This window comes from Paenibacillus sp. FSL H3-0302 (assembly GCF_037982245.1).
In the GTDB taxonomy this organism is placed as follows: domain Bacteria; phylum Bacillota; class Bacilli; order Paenibacillales; family Paenibacillaceae; genus Paenibacillus_AQ; species Paenibacillus_AQ odorifer.
In genome coordinates, this window is record NZ_CP150284.1 from 5217158 (window position 1) to 5239858 (window position 22701).

General features: G+C 45.3%; 30 protein-coding genes and 2 tRNA genes. 4 read left to right on the top strand and 28 right to left on the bottom strand.

Going from position 1 to position 22701, the window contains the following annotated elements; translation table 11 throughout:
- Window positions 1-4: 4 nt before the first annotated feature.
- The 20 genes from MHH50_RS23265 to MHH50_RS23360 all read right to left on the bottom strand — a co-directional run bounded on the left by MHH50_RS23265 (window position 5) and on the right by MHH50_RS23360 (window position 10104).
- A complete protein-coding gene (locus MHH50_RS23265; protein ID WP_340033494.1) occupies window positions 5-415 on the bottom strand; it encodes a RusA family crossover junction endodeoxyribonuclease in 411 nt (136 codons plus the stop codon).
- Window positions 366-563: a hypothetical protein gene (locus MHH50_RS23270; RefSeq protein WP_340033495.1), complete on the bottom strand. Its 198-nt coding sequence runs from the start codon at window positions 561-563 to the stop codon at window positions 366-368. Before MHH50_RS23270 ends, MHH50_RS23265 begins: the two co-directional genes overlap by 50 nt.
- The gene (locus MHH50_RS23275; RefSeq protein WP_340033496.1) at window positions 544-747 is read right to left on the bottom strand and encodes a hypothetical protein; all 204 of its coding nucleotides are present in this window, start codon (window positions 745-747) and stop codon (window positions 544-546) included. Before MHH50_RS23275 ends, MHH50_RS23270 begins: the two co-directional genes overlap by 20 nt.
- 2 nt (window positions 748-749) lie before the next feature.
- Window positions 750-911 (bottom strand): hypothetical protein, encoded by a 162-nt coding sequence (locus MHH50_RS23280; RefSeq protein WP_340033497.1) that lies wholly within the window; start codon window positions 909-911, stop codon window positions 750-752.
- Between the two features lie 13 nt (window positions 912-924).
- Window positions 925-2244: a DnaB-like helicase C-terminal domain-containing protein gene (locus MHH50_RS23285; protein WP_340033498.1), complete on the bottom strand. Its 1320-nt coding sequence runs from the start codon at window positions 2242-2244 to the stop codon at window positions 925-927.
- Window positions 2177-3202, bottom strand: a complete 1026-nt coding sequence (locus tag MHH50_RS23290; RefSeq protein ID WP_340033499.1) for a replication protein — start codon at window positions 3200-3202, stop codon at window positions 2177-2179. The genes MHH50_RS23285 and MHH50_RS23290 overlap by 68 nt, the downstream gene beginning before the upstream one ends.
- Before the next feature lie 17 nt (window positions 3203-3219).
- Window positions 3220-3405: a hypothetical protein gene (locus tag MHH50_RS23295; RefSeq protein WP_340033500.1), complete on the bottom strand. Its 186-nt coding sequence runs from the start codon at window positions 3403-3405 to the stop codon at window positions 3220-3222.
- Window positions 3402-4109, bottom strand: a complete 708-nt coding sequence (locus MHH50_RS23300; RefSeq protein ID WP_340033501.1) for an MBL fold metallo-hydrolase — start codon at window positions 4107-4109, stop codon at window positions 3402-3404. The genes MHH50_RS23295 and MHH50_RS23300 overlap by 4 nt, the downstream gene beginning before the upstream one ends.
- The gene (locus MHH50_RS23305) at window positions 4109-5059 is read right to left on the bottom strand and encodes a RecT family recombinase (protein WP_340033502.1); all 951 of its coding nucleotides are present in this window, start codon (window positions 5057-5059) and stop codon (window positions 4109-4111) included. Before MHH50_RS23305 ends, MHH50_RS23300 begins: the two co-directional genes overlap by 1 nt.
- Window positions 5056-5247 (bottom strand): hypothetical protein, encoded by a 192-nt coding sequence (locus MHH50_RS23310; protein ID WP_340033504.1) that lies wholly within the window; start codon window positions 5245-5247, stop codon window positions 5056-5058. The genes MHH50_RS23305 and MHH50_RS23310 overlap by 4 nt, the downstream gene beginning before the upstream one ends.
- Entirely contained in the window at window positions 5247-7235 is a 1989-nt protein-coding gene (locus MHH50_RS23315) for a hypothetical protein (RefSeq protein ID WP_340033506.1), read from the bottom strand. The genes MHH50_RS23310 and MHH50_RS23315 overlap by 1 nt, the downstream gene beginning before the upstream one ends.
- Window positions 7232-7492 carry a hypothetical protein gene (locus MHH50_RS23320; protein ID WP_076302483.1) on the bottom strand — a complete coding sequence of 87 codons (261 nt, stop codon included), beginning with the start codon at window positions 7490-7492 and terminating at the stop codon, window positions 7232-7234. The genes MHH50_RS23315 and MHH50_RS23320 overlap by 4 nt, the downstream gene beginning before the upstream one ends.
- Before the next feature lie 99 nt (window positions 7493-7591).
- A complete protein-coding gene (locus MHH50_RS23325; protein WP_076302482.1) occupies window positions 7592-7828 on the bottom strand; it encodes a hypothetical protein in 237 nt (78 codons plus the stop codon).
- A 117-nt stretch (window positions 7829-7945) separates the two neighbouring features.
- Window positions 7946-8200: an AbrB/MazE/SpoVT family DNA-binding domain-containing protein gene (locus MHH50_RS23330; RefSeq protein WP_076302481.1), complete on the bottom strand. Its 255-nt coding sequence runs from the start codon at window positions 8198-8200 to the stop codon at window positions 7946-7948.
- A gap of 1 nt (window position 8201) precedes the next feature.
- Window positions 8202-8474: a hypothetical protein gene (locus tag MHH50_RS23335; protein ID WP_076302480.1), complete on the bottom strand. Its 273-nt coding sequence runs from the start codon at window positions 8472-8474 to the stop codon at window positions 8202-8204.
- Entirely contained in the window at window positions 8471-8743 is a 273-nt protein-coding gene (locus MHH50_RS23340) for a hypothetical protein (RefSeq protein WP_076220922.1), read from the bottom strand. The genes MHH50_RS23335 and MHH50_RS23340 overlap by 4 nt, the downstream gene beginning before the upstream one ends.
- 9 nt (window positions 8744-8752) lie before the next feature.
- Window positions 8753-9268, bottom strand: a complete 516-nt coding sequence (locus MHH50_RS23345; RefSeq protein ID WP_340033507.1) for an XRE family transcriptional regulator — start codon at window positions 9266-9268, stop codon at window positions 8753-8755.
- 128 nt (window positions 9269-9396) lie between these two features.
- A complete protein-coding gene (locus MHH50_RS23350) occupies window positions 9397-9699 on the bottom strand; it encodes a hypothetical protein (protein ID WP_076220921.1) in 303 nt (100 codons plus the stop codon).
- A gap of 12 nt (window positions 9700-9711) precedes the next feature.
- Window positions 9712-9852 (bottom strand): hypothetical protein, encoded by a 141-nt coding sequence (locus MHH50_RS23355; protein WP_156417429.1) that lies wholly within the window; start codon window positions 9850-9852, stop codon window positions 9712-9714.
- A complete protein-coding gene (locus MHH50_RS23360) occupies window positions 9853-10104 on the bottom strand; it encodes a helix-turn-helix transcriptional regulator (protein WP_340033508.1) in 252 nt (83 codons plus the stop codon). It abuts the gene before it with no gap.
- Window positions 10105-10270: 166 nt separating this feature from the next.
- Between MHH50_RS23360 and MHH50_RS23365 the strand changes: the two genes are divergently transcribed.
- The 4 genes from MHH50_RS23365 (at window position 10271) to MHH50_RS23380 (ending at window position 13156) form a co-directional block, all read left to right on the top strand.
- Entirely contained in the window at window positions 10271-10624 is a 354-nt protein-coding gene (locus tag MHH50_RS23365) for a helix-turn-helix domain-containing protein (protein ID WP_094878893.1), read from the top strand.
- Between the two features lie 16 nt (window positions 10625-10640).
- Window positions 10641-11006 carry a hypothetical protein gene (locus MHH50_RS23370; protein WP_340033509.1) on the top strand — a complete coding sequence of 122 codons (366 nt, stop codon included), beginning with the start codon at window positions 10641-10643 and terminating at the stop codon, window positions 11004-11006.
- 87 nt (window positions 11007-11093) lie between these two features.
- The gene (locus tag MHH50_RS23375; protein WP_340033510.1) at window positions 11094-11975 is read left to right on the top strand and encodes an ImmA/IrrE family metallo-endopeptidase; all 882 of its coding nucleotides are present in this window, start codon (window positions 11094-11096) and stop codon (window positions 11973-11975) included.
- A gap of 20 nt (window positions 11976-11995) precedes the next feature.
- Window positions 11996-13156: a site-specific integrase gene (locus MHH50_RS23380; protein ID WP_340033511.1), complete on the top strand. Its 1161-nt coding sequence runs from the start codon at window positions 11996-11998 to the stop codon at window positions 13154-13156.
- Between the two features lie 119 nt (window positions 13157-13275).
- On the opposite strand, the gene MHH50_RS23385 is transcribed toward MHH50_RS23380, so the two are convergent.
- The 8 genes from MHH50_RS23385 to carA all read right to left on the bottom strand — a co-directional run bounded on the left by MHH50_RS23385 (window position 13276) and on the right by carA (window position 22622).
- Window positions 13276-13349 (bottom strand) — tRNA-Ile (locus MHH50_RS23385).
- Between the two features lie 44 nt (window positions 13350-13393).
- Window positions 13394-13470: transfer RNA gene (locus tag MHH50_RS23390), tRNA-Met, on the bottom strand.
- 82 nt (window positions 13471-13552) lie between these two features.
- Complete coding sequence (locus MHH50_RS23395) at window positions 13553-13717, bottom strand: hypothetical protein (protein WP_167347621.1); 165 nt, start codon at window positions 13715-13717, stop codon at window positions 13553-13555.
- 112 nt (window positions 13718-13829) lie between these two features.
- A complete protein-coding gene (locus MHH50_RS23400) occupies window positions 13830-15317 on the bottom strand; it encodes an extracellular solute-binding protein (protein ID WP_340033512.1) in 1488 nt (495 codons plus the stop codon).
- 1401 nt (window positions 15318-16718) lie between these two features.
- The gene (gene pyrE, locus MHH50_RS23405; protein WP_076128834.1) at window positions 16719-17357 is read right to left on the bottom strand and encodes an orotate phosphoribosyltransferase; all 639 of its coding nucleotides are present in this window, start codon (window positions 17355-17357) and stop codon (window positions 16719-16721) included.
- A complete protein-coding gene (pyrF, locus tag MHH50_RS23410) occupies window positions 17354-18100 on the bottom strand; it encodes an orotidine-5'-phosphate decarboxylase (RefSeq protein WP_076185241.1) in 747 nt (248 codons plus the stop codon). The genes pyrE and pyrF overlap by 4 nt, the downstream gene beginning before the upstream one ends.
- A gap of 111 nt (window positions 18101-18211) precedes the next feature.
- Window positions 18212-21439 carry a carbamoyl-phosphate synthase large subunit gene (gene carB, locus MHH50_RS23415; RefSeq protein ID WP_076185242.1) on the bottom strand — a complete coding sequence of 1076 codons (3228 nt, stop codon included), beginning with the start codon at window positions 21437-21439 and terminating at the stop codon, window positions 18212-18214.
- Window position 21440: 1 nt separating this feature from the next.
- Window positions 21441-22622 carry a glutamine-hydrolyzing carbamoyl-phosphate synthase small subunit gene (gene carA / locus MHH50_RS23420; protein ID WP_051491286.1) on the bottom strand — a complete coding sequence of 394 codons (1182 nt, stop codon included), beginning with the start codon at window positions 22620-22622 and terminating at the stop codon, window positions 21441-21443.
- Window positions 22623-22701: the final 79 nt, after the last annotated feature.

A 22701-nucleotide genomic window follows, 5' to 3' on the forward strand; every position in this document is an offset into this window, starting at 1 on the left:
TTTATTAGAGTTGCTTGATCTTCACTTCTATACGCGGTCTAGAGCTGTACCGCTTACGAACAAAAGCGTCCACTACCTGGCTATCATCCTTCCAGATGACCCCCTTTAAGGCATCCTTAACACCCTTTAAGTAGTTGTCTGCATCCGGCTTAGTCACTGGGAGAATATCACCACGCTCTGCGGCCGCGGTCTTTTTCTTGCTAAAGCTCTTCGGAGTCGAGCGATAAGCGGTCACTGCGACCCCGAGGGCGCCCTCCAGCAGTGCTGCCGGCGCATACTCACTGGCAGCCAATCGGACGTAATCCTTATAATCTCTTGATTTGGCGGGATCATAAGCTCTTGGAAATCCACCGGCAGTGCTAAATTTAGGCCGGCCCTGGGCGACCGGTTCTCCGTAAACCGTAAACTGAATCATTACGTTTTCCTCCTTGATGCTTAGCCGGCATCATCGATGTATCAAGCACATACACCATGCCTGCCATTGCTCCAGTCTCATCCACAACCATGAAGTAATTTTGCTGCTGGAAGAACGGATCAATCGGCTTACGCTTCTTTACAACCATTAAGATCGACTCCCCTCATTCGTATACCGATTGCTAACTCAAACTCAGCAATACCCTCGTCCACTTCCGCTGGCTCCATGTCCGAAAACTCAGCTAGTAGATCCGTACGTCCCTTGGCAACTCCGGTATCTAGGTAATGACGGCGCATCTGGTTATACACGTGCCAGTAATTCCTCCCACCCATCGTTAGGCCCCCTTACTGATCGTCTTCGGCTTGCCAGATTTACGATGAACCAACACAAGCTGTGTTGGTGTCTCCCTTTCCACCAACCAGTTTTCCAGCACCAAGCCCTTAGCTGCTGCAATCATGATCTTCTGTTTCTTCGTTGGCCGCTTCCCCTGCTTCATAACTGTTGCCTCCTTATGCAATTTGCTGTGTCTCTTTCTTGAAATTGAGTTTTACCATTCCTGTTGGACCGTTCCGCTGCTTGGCCAAATTAACCTCCATGATTCCCGGATCAGGTGTATCTTGGTTGTAGTACTCATCCCGATACAACATGATAATGTCATCAGCCACCGCGCTTATCGCTGCACTTCCAGACAAGTCTGAGATGAACGGCCTCTTGTTCTGCCGTGTATCCACTTCTTGTTTCACTTGGGATAATCCAACCATCACACAGTCACAATCCTTTGCTGCCTTACGAAGCTTCTGACAGACCCGGTGAAGACCAGATCCACTGTTGTCATTTGCCGCAGCTTCCTCAAGAACTTCCTGCAGGTAATCCACGATTACTAAATCCAGACCTTCCTGTCTCTTTAACCGACGCATCTCCGAACAGATATAATCTGCTGTCACGCCACGGCTATCATCGATGTGAATCCGTCGCACCAAATCCATGTGTCGAGAAATCATTTCCAAGTGACCAGAGGTCAAATTACCTGAACGAATCGCTTGCATTGATATTCCTGACAAATTCGATAGAGCTCGGTTGTACTTCTGTCCTTTGGACATTTCGAGTGAAAAGCTCGCCACCTTAAACCCTCGTTTGGTCACTCTGAGCTCGATTTCATTAGCGAATGCCGATTTACCGATACTCGTCCTGGCCCCTACTACGATCAAATTTGTACGCTGGAAGCCAAGAGTCAGCCGATCGATAGCATCCCAACCTGTCATTATGCCAAGAGCACGACCTGGATCTTGAGTTTTAAGAACCAATTCCTCGTACCAATCGATGATGTCATCCATCCTTGTATCCTGCTGAAGCGCCTTTGGTCGTATATCCAACGAACGCTGTTCAAACTCATCAAGAATGCTCTCGAAGCTACCGGCGGAAAAATCGGAGAATTTGTCTTTATACTCTTCAACCAGTGCCATTGCTTTTCTGCGTGCATCCGCTTCGATTAGTTCACGAACATTGTTCTCAATCCGTCCAGCAGTTACCGCCGAATGGGTTAATTTTGTCAGATAGTCAAATCCGCCTACTCTTTCGAGGTGCTTCCCGAACACTGTTGCGAAAGTGGTAAAGGACAATTCCTTCCCCTGTCGGTGAAGCTCTTGAATCATCTTGATCAAATTACGATGCCAAGGCTGAGTGAATACAGAGGGTTGGATGGACATTGCAACTTCGGGAACAAGGGACGGATCAAGGAAGAAAGAACCTAAGATTTCAATTTCAAGCAGTTCCGTATTGAGCAAGTCGTTGTTCATCTGCCTTTCGTATCCGGTCCATGATCGGATCATTTTCAGGAATGGTTGTAATTGCAGGCGAATCACGTCCCCCACTAATCACAGCCTCAGGTCCTCCACGTTTTCGATAGCCCTTTAAAATTCCCCCGACATAAGCAAGGGTCAAAACCTTATGCCTGCTAGCCTCCCTCATTGCCTTCAACATCCACTCTCCGCCATAGTCATCGAAGAGTGCTCCAAATTCTTCAGTTTCAAAAGGAGTAACCTTACCGTCTTCTGTGAAGTTTTTTTCATAGGCTTGGTACAGGTATCCGAAGGAATAATTAGGGCTGTTGTTGATGGTTTTTGGCTCTGTATCTATTTCAGATAAAATACTCTTATTACTACTGCTTCTTTTAATAATTGCTTTAATACTTTCTTTAGAGACGCTGAAAGCCTTGATATGACTGGGATAGTGGCGCCTCACGGTTCCCGAATTGGGAACCGGAAAGTTCCCTTTTTGGGAACCGCGCAGTTCCCTTTTTAGGAACTTGGTTCCCGAATGTGTAACTGAGTTCCCTTTTTGGGAACCCATTTTCGGTTCCTTATTTGGGAACTGAGTTCCCTTTTTAGGAACCATTTTTGTGAGATTTGGTGAATGATTTTCGATATTTAAGTTGATTAATTCTTTCATTTTTTTGAGATCAAAACTCTCTATAGGATCAACACTCCACTGGTCATAGTGCTTGTTAATTTGGAAAATATTCAAACTTTGCTCCCATAGAATCACCTTTTTTTCACACAAAGCTATGAGTTCAGCTCGAATATGATTTTTACGAATACCACATAATTCAAAATGCTTCAGCTGCGGTATAATCGCCGATGGCTTCCCGCACCCCCAGCTCAACGTTAAAATGAAATCAATAATGTCGCGCTGTCGCTGAGTGAACTTCCGCCGGATCAGCTCTCTATGAATTTCGTGGTTGATTCGTATATGGGCATCCGTGGGTTGGGGGTTCACGTTGGAATCCACCGGCACCGCCTCCTTATTTAATGGCCGGGTCTATCATCCTGGAGATAAACAATCGGATATTTCACCCGCTTCACCGTCCAGCCTGGATAAGCTCGAGCGAAGTATTCTCGAGTTTCCCGTTTAAACTCCTCCTGATCTACCTTCATTAGCTTCCAGATCCTCTCCCCCATCATGCTCTGCATCATAGGTTTATCGTTGATCATCGATCTGCCACCCTAACAAGAGCTCCGGTAGTCTCCTGAATCTCTCGTTTGAAGCGTTCGGCGTCACTATTACCATCAGATAGATGCAGTAACCAAATCTCCTCAACATTACGGGTATCATTGGCTTTCAAGAATTCTTTCACATTCTCCAATCCGAAGTGAGAACGAAGCAGCCGTTTCTTTTGAGCAGGATGCAAGTGACCCGCAGCCACCCGCTTGTTAACGATATCTAAGGAATAATTGCACTCCACCATGATGTGAGTAAGGTCTTTGAAGCGATGTCGGCAATAGTAGGTATCAGTCAGGAAAACTAGTTTATCTCCCTCTGGATTGGCTAGCAGGAAACCTAACGGCTCCTCCACATCATGCTGAATATCAAACGGTAGAATTGTCCAAGTACCGATTGTGAACTGCTCTAACGCCTTTATGACCTTCAGACGATGTCCTGATAACCCTCTAGCAGTTGCCGTACCTGCGCTGGTGTAAATGTTTATACCTGCTCGCATGATGTCAGGAGCAGCCTTGCTATGGTCCAGATGCTCGTGTGTAATGAGGCAACCGGCAATGTCTGACATTCTAAAATTAAGCGCCCGCTGTATCGACTTATAAGGAAAACCGGCTTCCAGCAGAAGTACGGTATGCCCGTCATATATGCGATAGGCATTACCGGCGCTGCTAGAGCCGAAACATTGGATATCAATCATCAGAACTGCATCTCTTGTTCAAGAGGAGGGACATCATCAGCAAAATTGTTAAGATCATTACCAGCTTGAGCCTTATTTCCTGTCGGTTGTCTTTTGGTCTCAGTAGTTTTTGACTTCTCTGCTGTTGGAGCTTCAGTAGCCTTTTTATCAGCTGCTGCTCCAGGTGTGATATCAATAATCTTTCCGTTCGCATGTTCTGCAATCTCTGCTTTGACTTCTTCAGGTGTCACATCGACACGGTCGTCATACTCGTTTTCTGTCGACCGATTAATAGCATCGACCAGCAAGTCGCTGTCGTCACTGGTGTTGATATAAGCCTTGGCCGCACGGTTTATAACAGTCCGTTTTGCCATTTCTTGCGGGAATTTTTTATGGACAGATTGACTTGTTTTGCTCTGACTCCACGATGCATCAACTTCCTTTTTTGTCATGATGGTAAGGATTTCTTCATCATCAACCGACTTCACGACGGCATACACACCTAGAATTTCATTGTCTCTATTTTCAAAATTGGTTTCGTGCTTGACCAATTTTTCACGTCCGCCATTCACTGCATATTCAAAAACATCGCCCTTATAAATCACGTTTGCCCAAATATCTTTGACGTTGGACAAACGTTTCAGCACAGCTTGTGTCCCAAAGTAGGAACGGTTAAGCTGAAGCTTGCTGCCATACACAATGAAATAGCACTGTGTTTTGGCCGGGCTTAGACCTTGCACAACCATATCCAGCAGTGCATTTGCGACAGATTCCCGCGAGCATACCTCCAACGCAGGCTTACCATTCTTATCCTGTACCTCCTGGAGCTTGAAGAAGGCGCTTTTTAGCGCATTGCTCGCATTGTAATTTGGAGGCAAGATTAACCCATCATCCTGCAAACGTGTAAGGCTCCGATTAACATCATCGGTGATGTCCTTTTGAATAATTGCCACTTGATTACCTGCACTCATTCCTCTTCCTCCTCCTTAGCAAAATGACCATTGAAATACTGACTATTTTTCCTGATGTGATGATCGACTCCCAATTGAGATCCGGTAATGATCATCTCGATGCTATCCTCGTAATATGGCTTAATAGTTTGACCAGCGAATAATCCATTCGAAGGATCAGAAGCAGTAACTTTATAAGTGGTGCTCATTAGATCGCCTCCTGTATGGCTGCCGTCTCAATGCGCAGCTTCTTATCTGCTTCACTAACGACTAATCGGATTACCTGAGCATCAGTTCCGATCAGCTGCGTCACTGCTTCGGCATTATCTACGAAGATTGGAGCAGAGAATCCGTAATGCTCACCTAGCGTATTGATGATGTCCAAACCGACATTGATACGAGCCGCATTGTTGAGTCCACCATCATAAGGGACTCCCTTATAAAGCGTGTCGCAGACTTCCTTGATCCCGCCGTTGATTTGATCCTCAAAGAGTCGAAACCGTGCGAGCTTGAATTTGCTGTTGATCTTGGCATCCAGCATGCTGACCTTCGTCTTAGTGAATTCCTCGCAGAGGAACAGTTCATGCTGCAAGCGTTCGTACTCTGCTGCAAGTTCCCGCTCCTGTTTCTCTAGCTCCGTCACACGCAGCTGCGCTCGGCGTACACCATCGAATTTAGCGAGATCGCGTTCCATTTCTTCTATCTCAGCACGTTGCCGGCGAATCTCGGAACGGGCAGTTGCAGCAGCATCTTCACCTGAAGTTCTCAATACTTCAATCTGTTGTTTAACTTGAGTAGCTTCGGCAAGCTTACTCGCATATTCCGGATCAGAGGTAGGATCTTTAACACCTGCTCGAAGAACAGTTAGCTGATCATCAGCAGATGCGACCTCAGCCTGCAGGGTTTTCAAGGTACTGGTCAAACCTTCGATTTCTTCACGTAGCCGAATAATTTCCTGCTCGAATTTCTGAGCTTCAGCCACCGCTGCTTTTCCGGAATTATTGATACGCTCCTTACGCTCCGCTAGTCGACGATTAAATTCAGCATCTGCTTTGTCGTGAGCTACCTTAATTTGATCTTCTGGAAGTGACTGACCACAGGCTGGGCAATTGGCATCATAATCTTCAGGATGTTCGAAGGTAAGACTCTTCAGCTCAGCAAATTCTGTTCTCAAGCGATCTGCTTCTTGCCGACGATCAGTAACTAAGCGCTCATTCTGCTTGATACGTTGCTCCTTGTCCTCTACTGTACGGCGGTACTTATCCAACTCGTTATGCATCCGGTTCACTTCATCACGTTTGAGAGCCAACTTATCCAACAAATTGGATTGCATACGACTCTTGATATCGATCAGCTCGCCTTCAATTTCACGAAGCCGCTTTTCCTTAACTGCCACTTCCCCGCCAGAAAGGAAGCGGGACAATTCTGCCTCGCTGGATTCAACCCGGCGGCGAAGCATTGCGATATCTTCCTTTTGGAGCTCTTCATCCAGCTCCACAACATCCGGCATTTGACGCTGCACTTCACTGATCCGCACTGGCAGCTCCTTGATCTCCTTATTAATCACAGTGCATCGAGAAAAGATAACCTTTTTATGTGACTCAAGGTCACGATCTCCCAGGATACCTGGTAATGAAGCAAGTTCCTTGTTACCGTGAATGACCTCGGCGTCCGTAAGATCACCGCATACCTCCAGTAATGTCTTTCGGCGCTCTTCTTTCTTTAGCTGTTCATTGAAGTAAGAAGGTGAAGTCAATAGTTTGAATAAATCCTCTTTGATAATGGAATCGACTTCGGCGGTGTACTCTCCCTTTTTCACAGGAACACCATCAAGGAAGTAGTTCGTTTCATGCCCTTCGAAGGCGTCCGTCGCGGAACCGCGCTTCTTAGTCCACTTCTCGGAGAAGACACGGCGGAAAGTACGGCGGCGTCCATCGATCAGGAAAACTCCCTCGACCTCGTGTTCCAACTTGTGCTGAAGAACCTTCCCCTCTCCATCCAAACCCTTAATCTCGAAGTCAGCCTTGTTCTGGCTGTCCTTACCGAACAAGAGCCAGACAAAGCCGTCGAACATAGTGGTCTTCCCAGTAGCATTGTCACCATAGACATCAGCGTCCCCGCCATTAGCGGCGAGGACAAGTTCTTTAATACCTTTGAAATTACGGAGCGTCAAGCGCTCCAAAACGATACGTTTCAAGCGATTCCCTCCTCGATTGCTGCATTACATTCAGCATGTAAGATCATTTGTTGATCAGGTGTTTCTGAGTAACGAATACTTTTCAGATAAGTCCGAATGGCATATTCGACTTCAGCTAATTGATCCGGATCAGCGTGCAGCTGAAAGGTTCCAGATTGCTGCCGAATTGAAAGAACCGAAGGCGTATAGTGTGTTGGAGGCTGAATTTCAACCTCAATACGCTGACCACTAATGTCAGCAGAAAAGGCAGTTAACATTACTTTCACTCCCTCTTGTGTAGTGCGCCCCCACCTGCTAAGATGGAGGCAAGTGAATAATTAAGTTTTCAATGAACAGTGATAGCCCATGCCAGTGGGCTATTTTTCGTTGTCGTGTTCAGCAATTTGCTTGTAATCCACAATTACAGGAGCGTTCTCGACACTGGCTATCATGTGGCCATCTTCGTCCAGAACGACATACTCAGAATGAATATGGTCCTCATACTCAGAACCAACCTGCTTAATTTCAATTACTTCATGGCTATCAATCTCGGTTCCAACTTCAAATACTCGTGTTGGATTACTAACCACTGTTAACTTTTGAATGACTTGCATAAGCTGCCTCCTTCCATATGTATTGATGCGTCAGCCGCATCTCCAAACGCCAACCCGGAGGAAAGGTTATTTCTAAGGGTCGACGCTTGGAGACAGGGGCCGAAGCCCTTGCTTTTCTTACTTAATTCCTGCCGCAACAGCCATTTGCTGAATAATTGCGCGGCTGTACAGTTTCCCTTCGAACGGAACCAAATCTTCCTGGCTACCAGTGATCGCACAGCCCGGCGCATACTTGCGGAAGATGATCTTGTCGTCGTCAACAAAGATCTCTACAGGGTCTTTGATTTCCAGATTCATCGTTCTACGCAGTTCAATCGGGATAACAATCCGTCCAAGCTCGTCAATTTTGCGTACAATTCCAGTAGATTTCATATTATTTAGCCTCCATAGGATTTATTTTTTGGTAGTGTTCTTTAAAAGTGTTCTGAATCTCAGAAGGTAGATTTTCGGTGACTTCCTTCCAAGAATCAAAAGCGGCCTGAGCGATGTCTCGCTTCCGCTCCAGTTCTAGCACCTCAAACCGGATGGATGCTGGGGAGTAAAGCGATTCTCGAAACCGTCTCTCTGCAACGAGTCTTTCATCCCCCACTTGTTTAAAGCGTTCAGCCAGAGCTTGACCGAAGCTTCTTATCTGCTGTTCTGTCACACAGCCCCCTCCTTGCGCTTTTGACGCTTCGAGGTTAAAATGGACACCAAGAGATTCTCTAACCGAGATTTCAAACCAAGTGACTGCCCTGCCAGGCGGTCATTTTTTATTTCTACTTCTGCAACGCGTATCATATTGTTCAAATAGCTCTCCGCATCCTCAATCCTTCCAGGTAGCATCACACTCGGGTTCTTACGGATCATCTGCAAGTTATGTGTTGCATGTTGACCCGCTTCTCTTGCCTCAGCAACCAATTGTTCTCTTTCCAAAGCGCTCCCTCATTTCAAATATTTTTTTGCTTTCAGCTCAGCTCGATGCTCTTTCCAAGTTCCCAACCAACTAAAGGAATACTCTTTACATATCACTGCAACCAGATGAGTCAGGGCCGTGATAGCTTCCACCGATTCCATAAGCAGTTGCTTTATTTGATGCCGCTCTGCATCCGTTATTTGTTCATTTGTTTTACTGATTGGAGCTTGCCCAGAGGCTTCAAGCACTTCTTGCATTTCTTCGATCGTTTTGAATAAAACGCTTGCTCTATGTAGGTCTACGTTGTCTAACCATGGGGCAAACGCCCCACCAGTTACATCTGCAGCAGCTGCTAGTGAGAGTTGCCCATCATCGTAATGTTCAATTACTGCTCTCATGACCGGTTTGGATGCTTTTCGAGTTCCCCTTGCAATTTTCCCTATTAAGGAAGCATCAGCATGAACGATAAGCCCTGCTTTTTCTCTGGTATCACCTGAGACCTTTAATGCTTGCTCTAATGCTGGTCCGAATTGTCCGATTGCCAACTTTTGATCCTCTCCTTTGTCCGTTTTATGGGATGCTATCGGACAGAGGCCTGATGTATGATGTTGTTAAGCAATTCCCCTTGCCGAATCCCCCACCCGCCGTAGCCGGTACAGCTTGGCGGGTTTCCTCATTCATAACGCTCTGTTTTTAACCAGTGGTACAGATCCGATTTAAGAACAGTTACTGCCTCGCCCTTCTTCCTATTCCGATTCAAATGTGGAAAGGTAGGATGATTGGTAAGCTCTTGAACTTTTGGAGCGCTCATTCTCAGTAACTTCATAATATGAGCTGGTCGGAGCACTTCTGGATATTCTCCATTCAACCGTAGTTCCGCAAGCTGCATTTCCAATTTTTCATTCTGCTCGGCAAGATCAGCCGCCAGGCGGAGGGCTTCCGCGAAGGTCGCTGGTGTTTTTACAGCCTTAGCCATGACGGTACCTCCTTACTTAACTTTGATTAACACATAACGAGAATAGCCTTGGCCATGCTCCCGGTAATCGAGAAGCCAACCTTCATTGATCAGCCGGTTAACTTCCTCAGACTTTCTTGTTTCCTTCACTTCACGAATATCTTGAATTTCCAATCAGATCACCTCCTTCTTTTGATCCGAAATTACCAAATCGGCAATTTCATCCTCAAAAAAAAGCTCATCTATTTCAACCCCTAAAATCTTAGCTACTTTTGCAAGTGTTTCTGCTGGAAACTTCCCACGACCAATCTCCAAGTAATAATAACCATTTGCACTTTCATAACCTAATCGGATAGCCATTTCTTCTAAAGAAAATCCTTTACTTTTCCGCAAATTTTTTATCTTTTTCAAATCAACTCTTCTCATTCCACCACCTCCAAGTTACCGATTCGGTAATTTATGTTTTGATTATAAATTACCAAAAAGGTAATGTCAATAATATTATTACCAATATGGCAATTTTATTTATTTACCAATATGGTAATGCTATTATTGTATTAAAGTTGAATCTATTTTTTAGGAAGGAGTTTCTATGCAAACCCTTGGCGGAAGAATTAAGAACCTTAGAGAAAAAAAGAACATCAAGCAAAAAGACTTGGCACAGCTTAGCGGACTCACAATCGTTCAGTTATCACGATATGAAACTGATGATAGAAAGCCAGATCCGGAAGCATTAAAAAATATTGCCGATGCTCTTGATACATCTGTAGATTATCTTCTTGGAAGAACTAACGATCCGTCACCTGTTCGCAAAGAAACTAACATGTCTTTTTATGGTGGTCCGGATAAATATACTCCAGACGAAATAGAAGAAATGGAAGCAGCTCTCTTACGTTATAGAGAGATGAAGAAACGCGCAGCTGAACAATCCAATCAAAAATTATAAGCAAATCCTCCAACCGATGGGGAGTATTCCAGGTGATCATGTGCAAAATGAAGTTAGACGAGGAGTTAATCAAGAAAAGCAAAGCGAAGAAGGTGCAAACTGGTTTTTTGCAGAAATATTCATTATTTCAGTGGTTTCTGGCTTTTACTTCTCTTCATGGTGGGTTTTTGGTGGAATATTAATAGGCTCAATCCTACTTGCCGTTAATAAAAAAACTAGACTTGCTTTATTGATATTATTAACTTTTGGCTGTGGCACTGTAGGTTGGATCATAGGGTCGTGGTTTGATAGTTCGGGTGCTTCTATCGTTCTTGCAATTTTTAGCCTATTGATATCTGGAGGCTATCACATCTGGGCCAATCGTTGGATGGAGGATAATTAATCATCTAGTTCAAATTAAACAAAGCCAGCAATGGCTTTTCTTTTCACAACAAAATAGAACATATGTACGTAAATCGGGGGCCATTATATGAATTATTCCAACTATTTCAAAACTCCTCTGGAACAATGGATTGAAGAACAATACAGATCAAACGGTGTTTTTACCCCTAATGATCTAGATATAGACAAGATCGCACTAAGCTTCGGGGTAGATATTGTTTATTATGACAAAAGAACATTTAGTGAAAATGAAGAAAGAGTCATTTTTTTAGACAACCGCAATGATCGTACAGAACAGCGTAAGGTTTTTTTTCATGAGCTTTGTCATGTAATTCGTCACTCAGGTGATCAACGCTGGATGCCAGATTTGTTTCGTGAAGCTCAAGAGATTGATGCTGACCGTTTTGCGTTATACGCCACGATCCCATTCTTTATGCTTGAGCAGATAACACTTCCCTTTCACAGGAGTGAAGCCATTAGCTTACTCGCTTTAGAATTCCATGCCTATCCAGAATTAGTTGAGTTGCGTCTCAAACAAGTGGAAGATCGAATAAACCATTCGGAGTTCATGTCAACCTTTACATACACCAACCAGATTACGTCTAGTCTTGAAACCACAATCCACGAATCCCCTGTTTCAGGCCTCGACTACCTTCAGGAGCCCCGTATTCATTCATTGTATGGTCTAGAAGACTTCTCTCGCCCACAAGCCTTAGTCATTGAGCAGCGTCAGGGTTTCAATTGGAACAAGCCACTGGACCTTAATGTCGAGCGAAACTATAAACTACATAGTTCGTCATTCCACCGTTCTCGACATGATGCTACCGTTCTGCCTGGAGACCTCTCCCTGCTTCCGAATCGTAAAGGGTATGTGACCATCAACTTATCTCGAGTGGCCTGGCGTCATGGCCAGGGCGTAACACGGTTGATTCTCCCTATGGATGCAATTGATGACGCTATAAATTTCTAGTTACGAAGGGATTGATGATTATGAAAGGCCATGTATACCTGAGGGGTAGAACATACACCTATGTCTTCGATTTGCCAGCAGATCCGTTGACAGGTGAAAGGAGCCAAAAATCAAAAGGTGGATTTAAAACCGAAAAAGAAGCATGGAGTGCATGCAGAAAAGCAATGACTGATGCTGAAAAAGGATTGGATCTAAAACAGTCTAAGATTACATTAGCAGAGTATTTGGTGGAATATTTGGAGACACATGCTAAACCCAACTTCAAACCAACCTCATATGACACAGAGAAAACCATAATTGAAGCCCGCATTATACCGGCACTAGGCAAAGTAAAGCTTCAGGCTCTCACCCCACGAACGATTAAGAGCTTCTATGCAGACCTTCGGAAGAAGTATTCGAAGGACTATGTAAAGAATATCCATGGTGTGCTGAAACGCGCTCTCAGACTTGCATACTCTGAATCTGGCCTATTGGCAGAAGATATAATGAGTAAAGTATCTATGCGGAGTAAGATAAACGCGAACGAGCAAAAGGAGATGCAGTTCTGGACCATAGAGGAATTCACCCAGTTCCTTAATTCATCCAAGTATCATGTTCATTATATTGTGTTTTCATTGGCAATTTATACTGGAATGAGACGCGGTGAAATCCTTGGACTTCGCTGGGGTGATATCGACTTTGAAAAGAAAGAACTCAAGGTGATCCAGACGGCCAACTGGACACGTGATGGTTTAGTCATTCAACGTCCCAAGACGAATGATTCCATACGACGGGTAAAACTTTTTCAGAATATTATTGATGACCTTAAGGAACGCTACAAGCAAATCGAGGCTTATAAAAAAGAATATGGAGACTCATATGAGGATAATGACTTAGTATGTTGCTACCCTGGCGGAGGTTATATAAAGCCAAAAAGAATTACTGAAGGTATGGACGTACTTGTACGTAAAGCAGGTGTCAAAAAAATTAGGTTCCACGACCAGCGACATACACATGCATCATTCTTATTGGCGATCGGAATAAATCCAAAGGTAGCTGCTGAACGACTGGGTATGACTCCAGCGATGTTCAACGAACGATACTCACACCTACTCCCAATCATGCAGGAAGAGGCCGTTGACAAAATTGAAGCAGAACTGAATAAATACGCTGAAAAACAGCTCGAAACTGCTGAAAAATAATTCCCGTTAGCAAATCCGTTAGCAAGCTCAAAATCCTGGTCTTTATCCATTCTATTTTCTTAATATTACAAAGCCTATAGACAGCAAAAAACCCTTACAAAGTAAGGGTTTTTGATAAGTGGGCCCTGAGGGACTCGAACCCCCGACCAATCGGTTATGAGCCGACCGCTCTAACCAACTGAGCTAAGGGCCCGGATCTAAAAATATCCGAATGTACAATTGCTGTTGTAATAAAATTGGTTGCGGGGGCAGGATTTGAACCTGCGACCTTCGGGTTATGAGCCCGACGAGCTACCGGGCTGCTCCACCCCGCGTCAGAAATAATATTCAAACAGCGACAATAAATAATATACAGTACAAAATGGGTCTACGTCAAGGATGAATTTGTAAAAGTTCTCAAGGCAAAAATCTAACCCCATATCTTCCTTTGCGGGATCGATAAATCTCCACAAAACTTGGGTCATGATAGCCATAAATCCAGCCATCTTGCTCCAGTCTTTTTGCCAAACAGCCTGCTTGAAATCTCGTTCTGAACAGTTTCGCGAAGTATATCCAATTCATGATGCCCTCTTCTCCTTTTCGCAAATTAATCTTACGCTGCTCTGAACTTATCATGCCCAAGTTCCACAAAATAAGCCACCGGAAATCCGGTGGCTGCTACATATTCCAAAACTCAATCCCCTATGGAGTCAAAATAATATGTGGGATCTTTTTCGAGCGTACCCAGCATCGTATTCCCTTGCTTCTCCCAAGCTTTAAGTGCACTCTCGACCGTTCTCTTGCCCTGATAAACTTCTGTGAACAGTTGGCGCCCAACATCATTAACACGGCTAATTCCAGGCTTCTGTGTTTGTAGGGCGTTCATCAAAGGATCATTGGCTGGTAATGGTTTGAGCGTATAGAAGGACTCCAGATTTACTGAAGGTACTTTCGTGGTAATGTAATCCTTACGGGAAGTTAGTTCCCCGCGGGTATGGGCTTTAATTTTGGCTACTTCATTACTGTTGACGAACTTGATTAAATCCCACGCATCTTCCTTATTAGCAGCCATAGTGTTGATAGCCATCATATTACCTACCCAAGTACCTACAGCCACTCCTGGTTTCTCCTTAAAAGTAGGTACGGTAACGAAACCCCAATCGACAGGATTATAATTTTTGATCTTTGCTGCATTGCGGCTCACACCTGCAAGCTCATTAAGATAATCGTATTCTCCAATTACCATTGCAGCTTTTCCGGTAAGGAAGAGATCCCCTTGGACAGGACTATAGGTACTCCGTTCTGTTTCTATAAAATCCATACCGTTTAACCCAGGTGTAATTTGCTTTTTCACCAATTGGCTGTAGGTCGTCCAAGCTTGACTCCACTGTGTTTGGTTTACCTCCATCTTATGTCCCTTGTTGTCATACATAGCAAGCTCCAGCGGTGAGACATAGGTCTGCATATCCCAGAAAGGATCGCTCATATAACGGTTCATCGAAAAGCCATATATACGCTTATCTTTATTTGTCGATTTCTTGGTCACCTTTTCGGCCAGCGCGAACACTTCATCCCAAGTCATTCCATCTGTCGGATAACCTACACCAGCAGCATCAAAAATACCTTTGTTAAAATATAACGCACTCGACATAAAAGTCGGCGCTAACGCGTAAAGACTTCCTCCACCCAGCTCACGAACTCCACTTAGCATCGTAGGCGCCATATTGCTTAAATCATATTGATCTCGTGCGATAAGCGGCTCCAGCGGTTGCACCAGATTATGTTCCACCAAACTCTTTACCAATGTACTATCACCGACGATTACATCAACTGGCTCTGCACCGCCCATAATTGCTCGGATATTCTCCAGATTATCTGGGTTAACCTCTGGATAGGTGCTGTCAAAACGAAGCTCATTCATATTGATGGCTGGAATAATCTCAAGTTTGATTTCAGGATGCTGCAATTCATACATATCTGTAAACTGCTGACGAAAAGAAGAATCGTCCTCTCCAGACCAGAGGCTGCCAATACGTAACACGCGCTGTTCTGTAGATGGCTTAGAAGCCTCCGCCCAGGCTGTGTGCCTGCTTTCAGAAATTAAAGGTAATAGGAGTGCTGCACATATTCCAAAGCTTAACCAGCGCCGCCATAGCCTTCTATTATTATTTATATGATTCATTCTTGAACCCTCCCATAAAATACTTAATCCATCCACCTTATGAATAATTACCCATAATTCTAGTAACAGTATATAGCTTTATTCAGGAGGGGAAGTTACAGGCTGTTTAAAGTTATGCTACGATTTCTTCATATTATTTCTATAAAAAACGTTCCGGGAGTTTCCTGAGGATACTAAAATGCCTTTCTGCGGCAGGATAATTGCACTTTGTGCAACTATTACAGCTGAGTGTGTTGTGCTTCTCCTTTTAATTGCACTATGTGCAGTTAAAAAACGTTATTAGGTGCTTTCGGCGGATCTCTGGTGGATGTAATTGCACAAAGTGCAACTATATCGCCAGATCCTCTAAGGAAGATTAGTTTAAGTGCACAAACTGCAACTATTCGGCGTTTGAGACGACAGCGCGATGGAATCACCGGGTGTCAGAGCGTTCAGAGCGTAGAGCGATAACACCTAGCAGCAGAGTTTCAGAGTGTAGAGCTACAGCGCATAGCAGCAGAGTTTCAGAGTGTAGAGCTACAGCGCATAGCAGCAGAGTTTCAGAACGTTCAGAGCGTAGAGCGATAGTGCATAGCAGCAGAGTATCAGAGCGTTCAGAGCGTAAAGCGATAGCGCATAGCAGCAGAGTGTCAGAACGCAATATACCAGAGCGACAGAGCACAGGTCAGCCAAGTGTCAGAACGTGAATATAAATGTAAATGTAAATGTAAATGTAGATGTGAAATGTGAATACAAACACCAAAACCCTACTCTACTCTACTCTCCACTCCACTCTACTTTTCCTTTTACCAATACAGCATTCGTCTTCCCTACTAACTAACCTACTAACTAACCTGCACCTTTCCTGTGACCGGCACAAATCGCCCCTTCTACGCAGGATAATTGCACTTTGTGCAACTATTAAAGCGGAGTGTGTTGTGCTTCTCCTTTTAATTGCACTATGTGCAGTTAAAAAACGTAATTAGGTGCTTTCGGCGGATTTCTGGCGGATGTAATTGCACAAAGTGCAACTATATCGACAGATCCTCTAAGGAAGATTAGTTTAAGTGCACAAACTGCAACTATTCGGCGTTTGAGACGACATTGCGATGGCATCCCCGGGTGTCAGAGCGTTCAGAGCAAGAGCGACAGCACATAGCAGCATAGCAGCAGAGTATCAGAGCGTTCAGAGCGTAGAGCGATAGCGCATAGCAGTAGAGTTTCAGAATCCCGAATGCCAGAGTCTACACCTGCCGCGGCTGGATCATTGCATCTTTCTGCAATAAATAACAACGTACTTCATGCACCTATACAGCAGAGTGTGCTTTAAGCTTTCCTTTTTATTACACTCAGTGTAGTTAAAAAGAAAAACCTCCCACCAAAATGTGAGAGGCCCGTCCAAACTATAATCAGATATTTAGTTTAAACGCCAAATGCGGAAGGATCTTTTCTCCAAGATTTCAGCAGTTCCACATCTGTAGCTGCGATCTTGCCTTGTGTAAGAGCCACATCAATCAATGTGCTGTAGTTGGATAAGCTTTGTAATGGCATTTCAGCTGCGGCAAAAGCATCCACCGCACGGTCCAGCTCGTAGCTGAAGATTGCCAATACAGCCAACGCTTCTGCGCCTGCTTCTTGCACAGCTTGAGCTGCTTTGATGGAGCTTCCGCCAGTGGAGATCAGGTCTTCGATAACGACTACCTTTTGCCCCGGCTTAATCAGTCCTTCGATCTGGTTCTGCTTGCCGTGACCTTTAGCTTTATCGCGGATATAAGCCATTGGCAGATTAAGTTTATCAGCTACCCAAGCTGCGTGAGGAATGCCTGCGGTTGCTGTACCTGCGATCACCTCTGCGTCTGGATACTGGCTTTTAATAAGCTCAGCGAAGGCATCAGCAATATAGTTACGTACCTCTGGGTAAGCCATAGTCAGACGGTTATCGCAATAGATCGGGGATTTAATACCAGAGGTCCAGGTAAAAGGCTCCTGCGGACGCAGTGCCACTGCTCCTATCGTAAGCAGATAACTTGCTACTTGTTCACTTCTATTTAATGTACTCATGCTAGGGTCATCTCCTCAATAATATTTAGTGCTGCTTGACGTGGATCAGCCGCAGTTGTAACAGGACGGCCCACCACCAGAAAGTGGCTGCCTTGCTGAATGGCTTTGCCCGGCGTCATCACCCGGGACTGGTCACCTAGGGATGCACCTGCTGGCCGGATACCAGGTGTAACTGTACAAAATGCGGGCCCACAAGCCTCTGCGATCGCTGAAGACTCTTGCGGTGAAGCCACTACCCCATCCAGACCTGCAGCGGCTGCCAGCTTAGCGTATCTGACCACAGTATCTTCTACTTCTCCTGCGATTCCAATTTCGTTATTCATCACTTCTTGGCTCGTGCTGGTCAGCTGTGTAACTGCGATAATCAAAGGCATTTTAAGCGCAGCATTCGCATTAACTACTGAAGCAGCGCCTTCCCGGGCTGCAGCCATCATCGCTGAGCCTCCTGCGGCATGTACGTTAAACATATCCACACCGAGGTTCGTAAGGCTTTCTGCCCCGCCTTTTACCGTGTTAGGAATATCATGCATTTTGACATCTGCAAATACAGAATACCCCCGAGATTTCAGTTCATTAATGAATTCCGGTCCCGCTGCATAAAAAAGCTGCATTCCCACTTTCATATAACAAGGAATCCCTTCCAGCTTGTCAATCAAGGTTCTTGCCCCTGCAACATCAGGGTAATCCAAGGCGATCATCAAGCGATTCGCCATTTCATTCCACTTCGCATCTCCCTGTCCCATAACCGTTCTCCCATCCTGTGCAGACTTAAATCCACACTCTTCATTTATTAGCCCCTAGGCATAGCGGAACGGTCTGCGTAAACGCAAACCGCCCTATACATCTTTATGAGATTAGTTTAATTGTCCGACAAAAGCAGGCATGGACTGTGACGAGAAGTTGATCGTCTGCAGCATTCTGAGCAGTGCCGTTACTGTATCAAGTGATGTCATACATACGACGCCATTCTCAACCGCTTCACGACGGATACGGAATCCATCACGCTCTGGTGTTTTCCCTTTAGTCAGTGTATTAAAGACGAAGTTGGCTTGCCCACCACGAATCAAGTCGAGAATGTTCGGCGCACCTTCATCCAGCTTGTTTACGTTCATTACGTTGAGACCTGCTTCTTCAAGCGCTTGAGCGGTGCCTCCGGTAGCAATGATCTTGTAACCCAGCGAGTGGAAGCCTTTCATAAGCTCTACAGCTTCTGCTTTATCTTTATCTGCCACTGTAACGATGATAGCGCCGGTTGCTGGAATTTTCATTCCTGCTCCGATTAGACCTTTATACAAAGCTTTTGCATACAATTTATCGCGGCCCATAACTTCACCCGTCGATTTCATTTCAGGTCCGAGCGTTGGTTCTACTCTACGCAGCTTGGCAAAAGAGAACACCGGCACTTTAACCGATACATAATCACTTTCCGGCCATAGACCTTCTGTATAACCGTCATCTTTCAGCTTGCCGCCGAGAATGATTTTGGTTGCCAGATGCGCCATTGGAATTCCAGTTACTTTACTCAAGAATGGAACCGTACGCGATGAACGTGGATTTACTTCAATTACGTACACTTCATTCTGATAGATAACGAACTGGATGTTGACCAGACCAATCGTTTTCAATTCCTTAGCAATCTTGATTGTGATCTCAGCAATTTTTGCTTTCAGACCTTCATCCAGATATTGCGGAGGATATACAGCGATGGAGTCACCGGAGTGAACGCCTGCACGCTCAACATGCTCCATGATCCCTGGAATAACTACCGTCTCACCGTCACAAATTGCGTCTACCTCAACCTCTTTACCTAACATGTAACGGTCAATCAATACCGGATGCTCCGGATTTACCTTAACCGCTTCTACCATGTAGCTAAGCAATTCCGCATCATTATATACAATTTCCATTGCGCGTCCACCAAGTACATAGGAAGGACGTACCAGCACCGGATATCCAAGCGATTGTGCAGTTTCTACTGCTTGATCTACGTTGATAACCGTCTTCCCTTTTGGTTGGGCAATATCCAGACGAGCCAACAAAGCTTCGAATTTCTTCCGGTCTTCAGCTTCGTCAATACTGTCTAGGCTAGTTCCGAGAATCTTAACGCCAGCCGCACTTAGTGGTGCAGCAAGGTTAATGGCTGTTTGGCCTCCGAACTGTACGATAACCCCAATCGGATTCTCTTGCGCAATTACGTTCATTACATCTTCAAAGAATAACGGTTCGAAATACAACCGGTCCGAAGTATTAAAATCCGTAGATACAGTCTCAGGGTTATTATTGATAATAACTGCTTCATAACCTGCCTTCTGAATCGCCCACACTGCATGCACAGTGGAGTAATCGAACTCAATCCCTTGGCCGATCCGGATTGGACCCGATCCAAGCACGATAACCTTTTGTTTATCGGAATGAATGACCTCATTTTCAGTCTCATAAGTAGAGTAGTAGTAAGGTGTAGAAGCTTCGAACTCAGCTGCACAGGTATCTACCATTTTGAATACAGGCGTTAATCCTCGCTCTAAACGAAGCGCGCGTACATCAGCTTCTTTGGTGTATTTACCGTTCGCTTGTCCTTCTGCACGTATCTCAGCAATCGCACGGTCTGTAAAACCTCTGCGTTTAGCTTGATACAAGGTTTCTTCTGATAAGCTTTCATCCCCACGGATGACCTCTTCAAAGTTGATCAGTCCCTCGATTTTGGACAGGAACCACCAGTCTACGTTAGTAATGTCTTGAATCTCTTGCAAGCCAAATCCGCGGCGGAAAGCTTCAGCGATCAAGAACAACCGCTCATCATCAGGTTTTGCCAGACGTTCACGCAGGACGCTTTCTTCCAGATCCTCAGCGCCCGGCAGACGGAAACGGTGTACACCGATTTCCAGGGAACGAATTGCTTTATGAATGGACTCTTCAAAGGTACGACCGATGGCCATAACTTCTCCAGTTGCTTTCATTTGTGTGCCCAGCTTACGGTTCGCATGAATGAACTTGTCGAACGGCCAGCGTGGGATTTTGCTTACGATATAGTCAAGTGTAGGCTCGAAGCAAGCATAGGTCTGTCCAGTAACTGGATTGACGATTTCATCGAGTGTGTAACCAAGTGCGATTTTGGCAGCCATTTTGGCAATCGGATAACCAGTTGCTTTCGAAGCCAAAGCCGAAGAGCGGCTGACACGTGGATTTACTTCGATTACATAATATTGATAGCTTTGCGGATCCAGTGCGAACTGCACGTTGCAGCCACCCTCGATATTCAGCGCACGAATGATTTTGAGTGAAGCGCTGCGCAGCATTTGATATTCACGGTCGGATAAAGTTTGGCTAGGTGCCACAACGATACTGTCACCCGTATGCACACCTACCGGGTCAAAGTTCTCCATGTTGCAGACAACGATACAGTTGTCATTCGCATCACGCATAACCTCGTATTCAACTTCCTTCATGCCGGCAATACTTTTCTCCACCAAACATTGTCCAATTGGACTATAACGAATACCTGCTTTGACAGTCTCAAGCAGCTCTTCTTCGTTGTCGCAGATCCCGCCGCCGGTGCCGCCAAGCGTATAGGCTGGGCGTACAATCAGCGGGAAACCAATTTCCTCAGCGAATTTCATCGCTTCATCTACTGTGGTAATAATAGTGCTCTCTGGTACAGGCTGTTCCAATTCGCGCATCAAATCGCGGAACAAATCGCGATCCTCTGCTTTTTCAATGGATTCAAGCTGGGTACCTAGAAGCTTAACATTCTCTTGTTCTAGTACTCCTGCACGAGCCAATTCTACAGCCATATTAAGACCTGTCTGTCCTCCCAAAGTTGGCAACAAGCCATCCGGGCGCTCCTGGCGGATGATGCCAGTTACGAATTCAAGGGTAATCGGTTCGATATAAACTTTATCAGCCATATTGGTGTCAGTCATGATAGTCGCTGGGTTACTGTTGATCAGTACAACTTCCACGCCTTCTTCTTTCAGGGCCTGACAGGCCTGAGTTCCGGCGTAGTCAAATTCTGCGGCTTGCCCGATAACAATCGGTCCAGAACCAATTACTAATATTTTTTTAAGCTTTTCATTCTTAGGCATGTTATAGAGCTCCTTTCACGGCTTCAAGCTGTTTTACTGTAGGTTTTGGCGCCGTGATTCTGGCGTTTGCCGCAAGCTGCGCCTGGCGCGAGCTTACAGGTGTGTTAGCTTTATGATCAGCGATCATCTGTAAGAAACGATCGAATAAATAGCTGCTGTCATGAGGTCCCGGTGCTGCTTCTGGATGGTACTGTACTGAAAATGCAGGGTAACGGGTATGTTTAAGTCCTTCAACGGTCTTATCATTATTATTAATGTGAGTAACTTCTAGATCCGTGCTCTTCACAGAATCTTCATTCACTGTGTAGCCATGGTTCTGAGAAGTAATGAAGCAACGTCCGCTCTCCAATTCTTTAACCGGATGGTTACCGCCACGGTGCCCGAATTTCAGCTTCTCTGTATCCGCGCCACAAGCCAGTGCAAACAGCTGGTGACCTAAGCAGATGCCGAAGATTGGGTATTCACCAAGCAATTCCGAGATCGTCTTCACTGCGTGTGGGACGTCTTTCGGGTCCCCAGGGCCGTTGGACAGCTGGATACCATCTGGATTGAGGCGACGAATCTCATCAGCGGTTACGTCATGAGGTACAACTACAACGTCACAACCGCGATTGTTCAACTCGCGCAAGATACCAGCCTTCGCACCGTAATCTACAAGCACGATGCGTTCTTTAGTTCCTGGGCTATTGTACATGCTTGGAGTAGATGTGCGAGCTACCTGATTGCGCAATTCTTCAATTGAGGTGTCGCCCATCATTTCCATCAATTCCTCTACACGTTTGTTAGAGGTAGTCAGGATCGCCTTCATTGTTCCGTAGTGGCGAATAATCCGCGTCAACATCCGGGTATCAATCTCGCTGATTCCAGGAATATCATATTCTTTCAGCAGGTCGTCCACACTGTATTCTGCGCGCCAGTTACTTGGAACTTCTTCATGACGACGCACTACAAAACCGTGTACGAAAGGTCGAACAGATTCGAAATCATCCCGCGTAATCCCGTAGTTCCCGATCAATGGGTACGTCATGGTAACGATTTGTCCGCAATATGAAGGGTCAGACAGCACCTCTTGATATCCTGTAATTCCTGTGTTAAAAACAACCTCGCCTGTCTTTTCACCTTCAGCGCCAAATGCGGTACCTGTAAATAAAGTTCCGTCTTGAAGCAGCAATCTCGCCTGCATTCCCTTCCACTCCTTCATGTTCTGTAGTCTGATACGTATGCCTTGCATGCCTTCCGGAGTGTACGCGCTCAAATTGCTG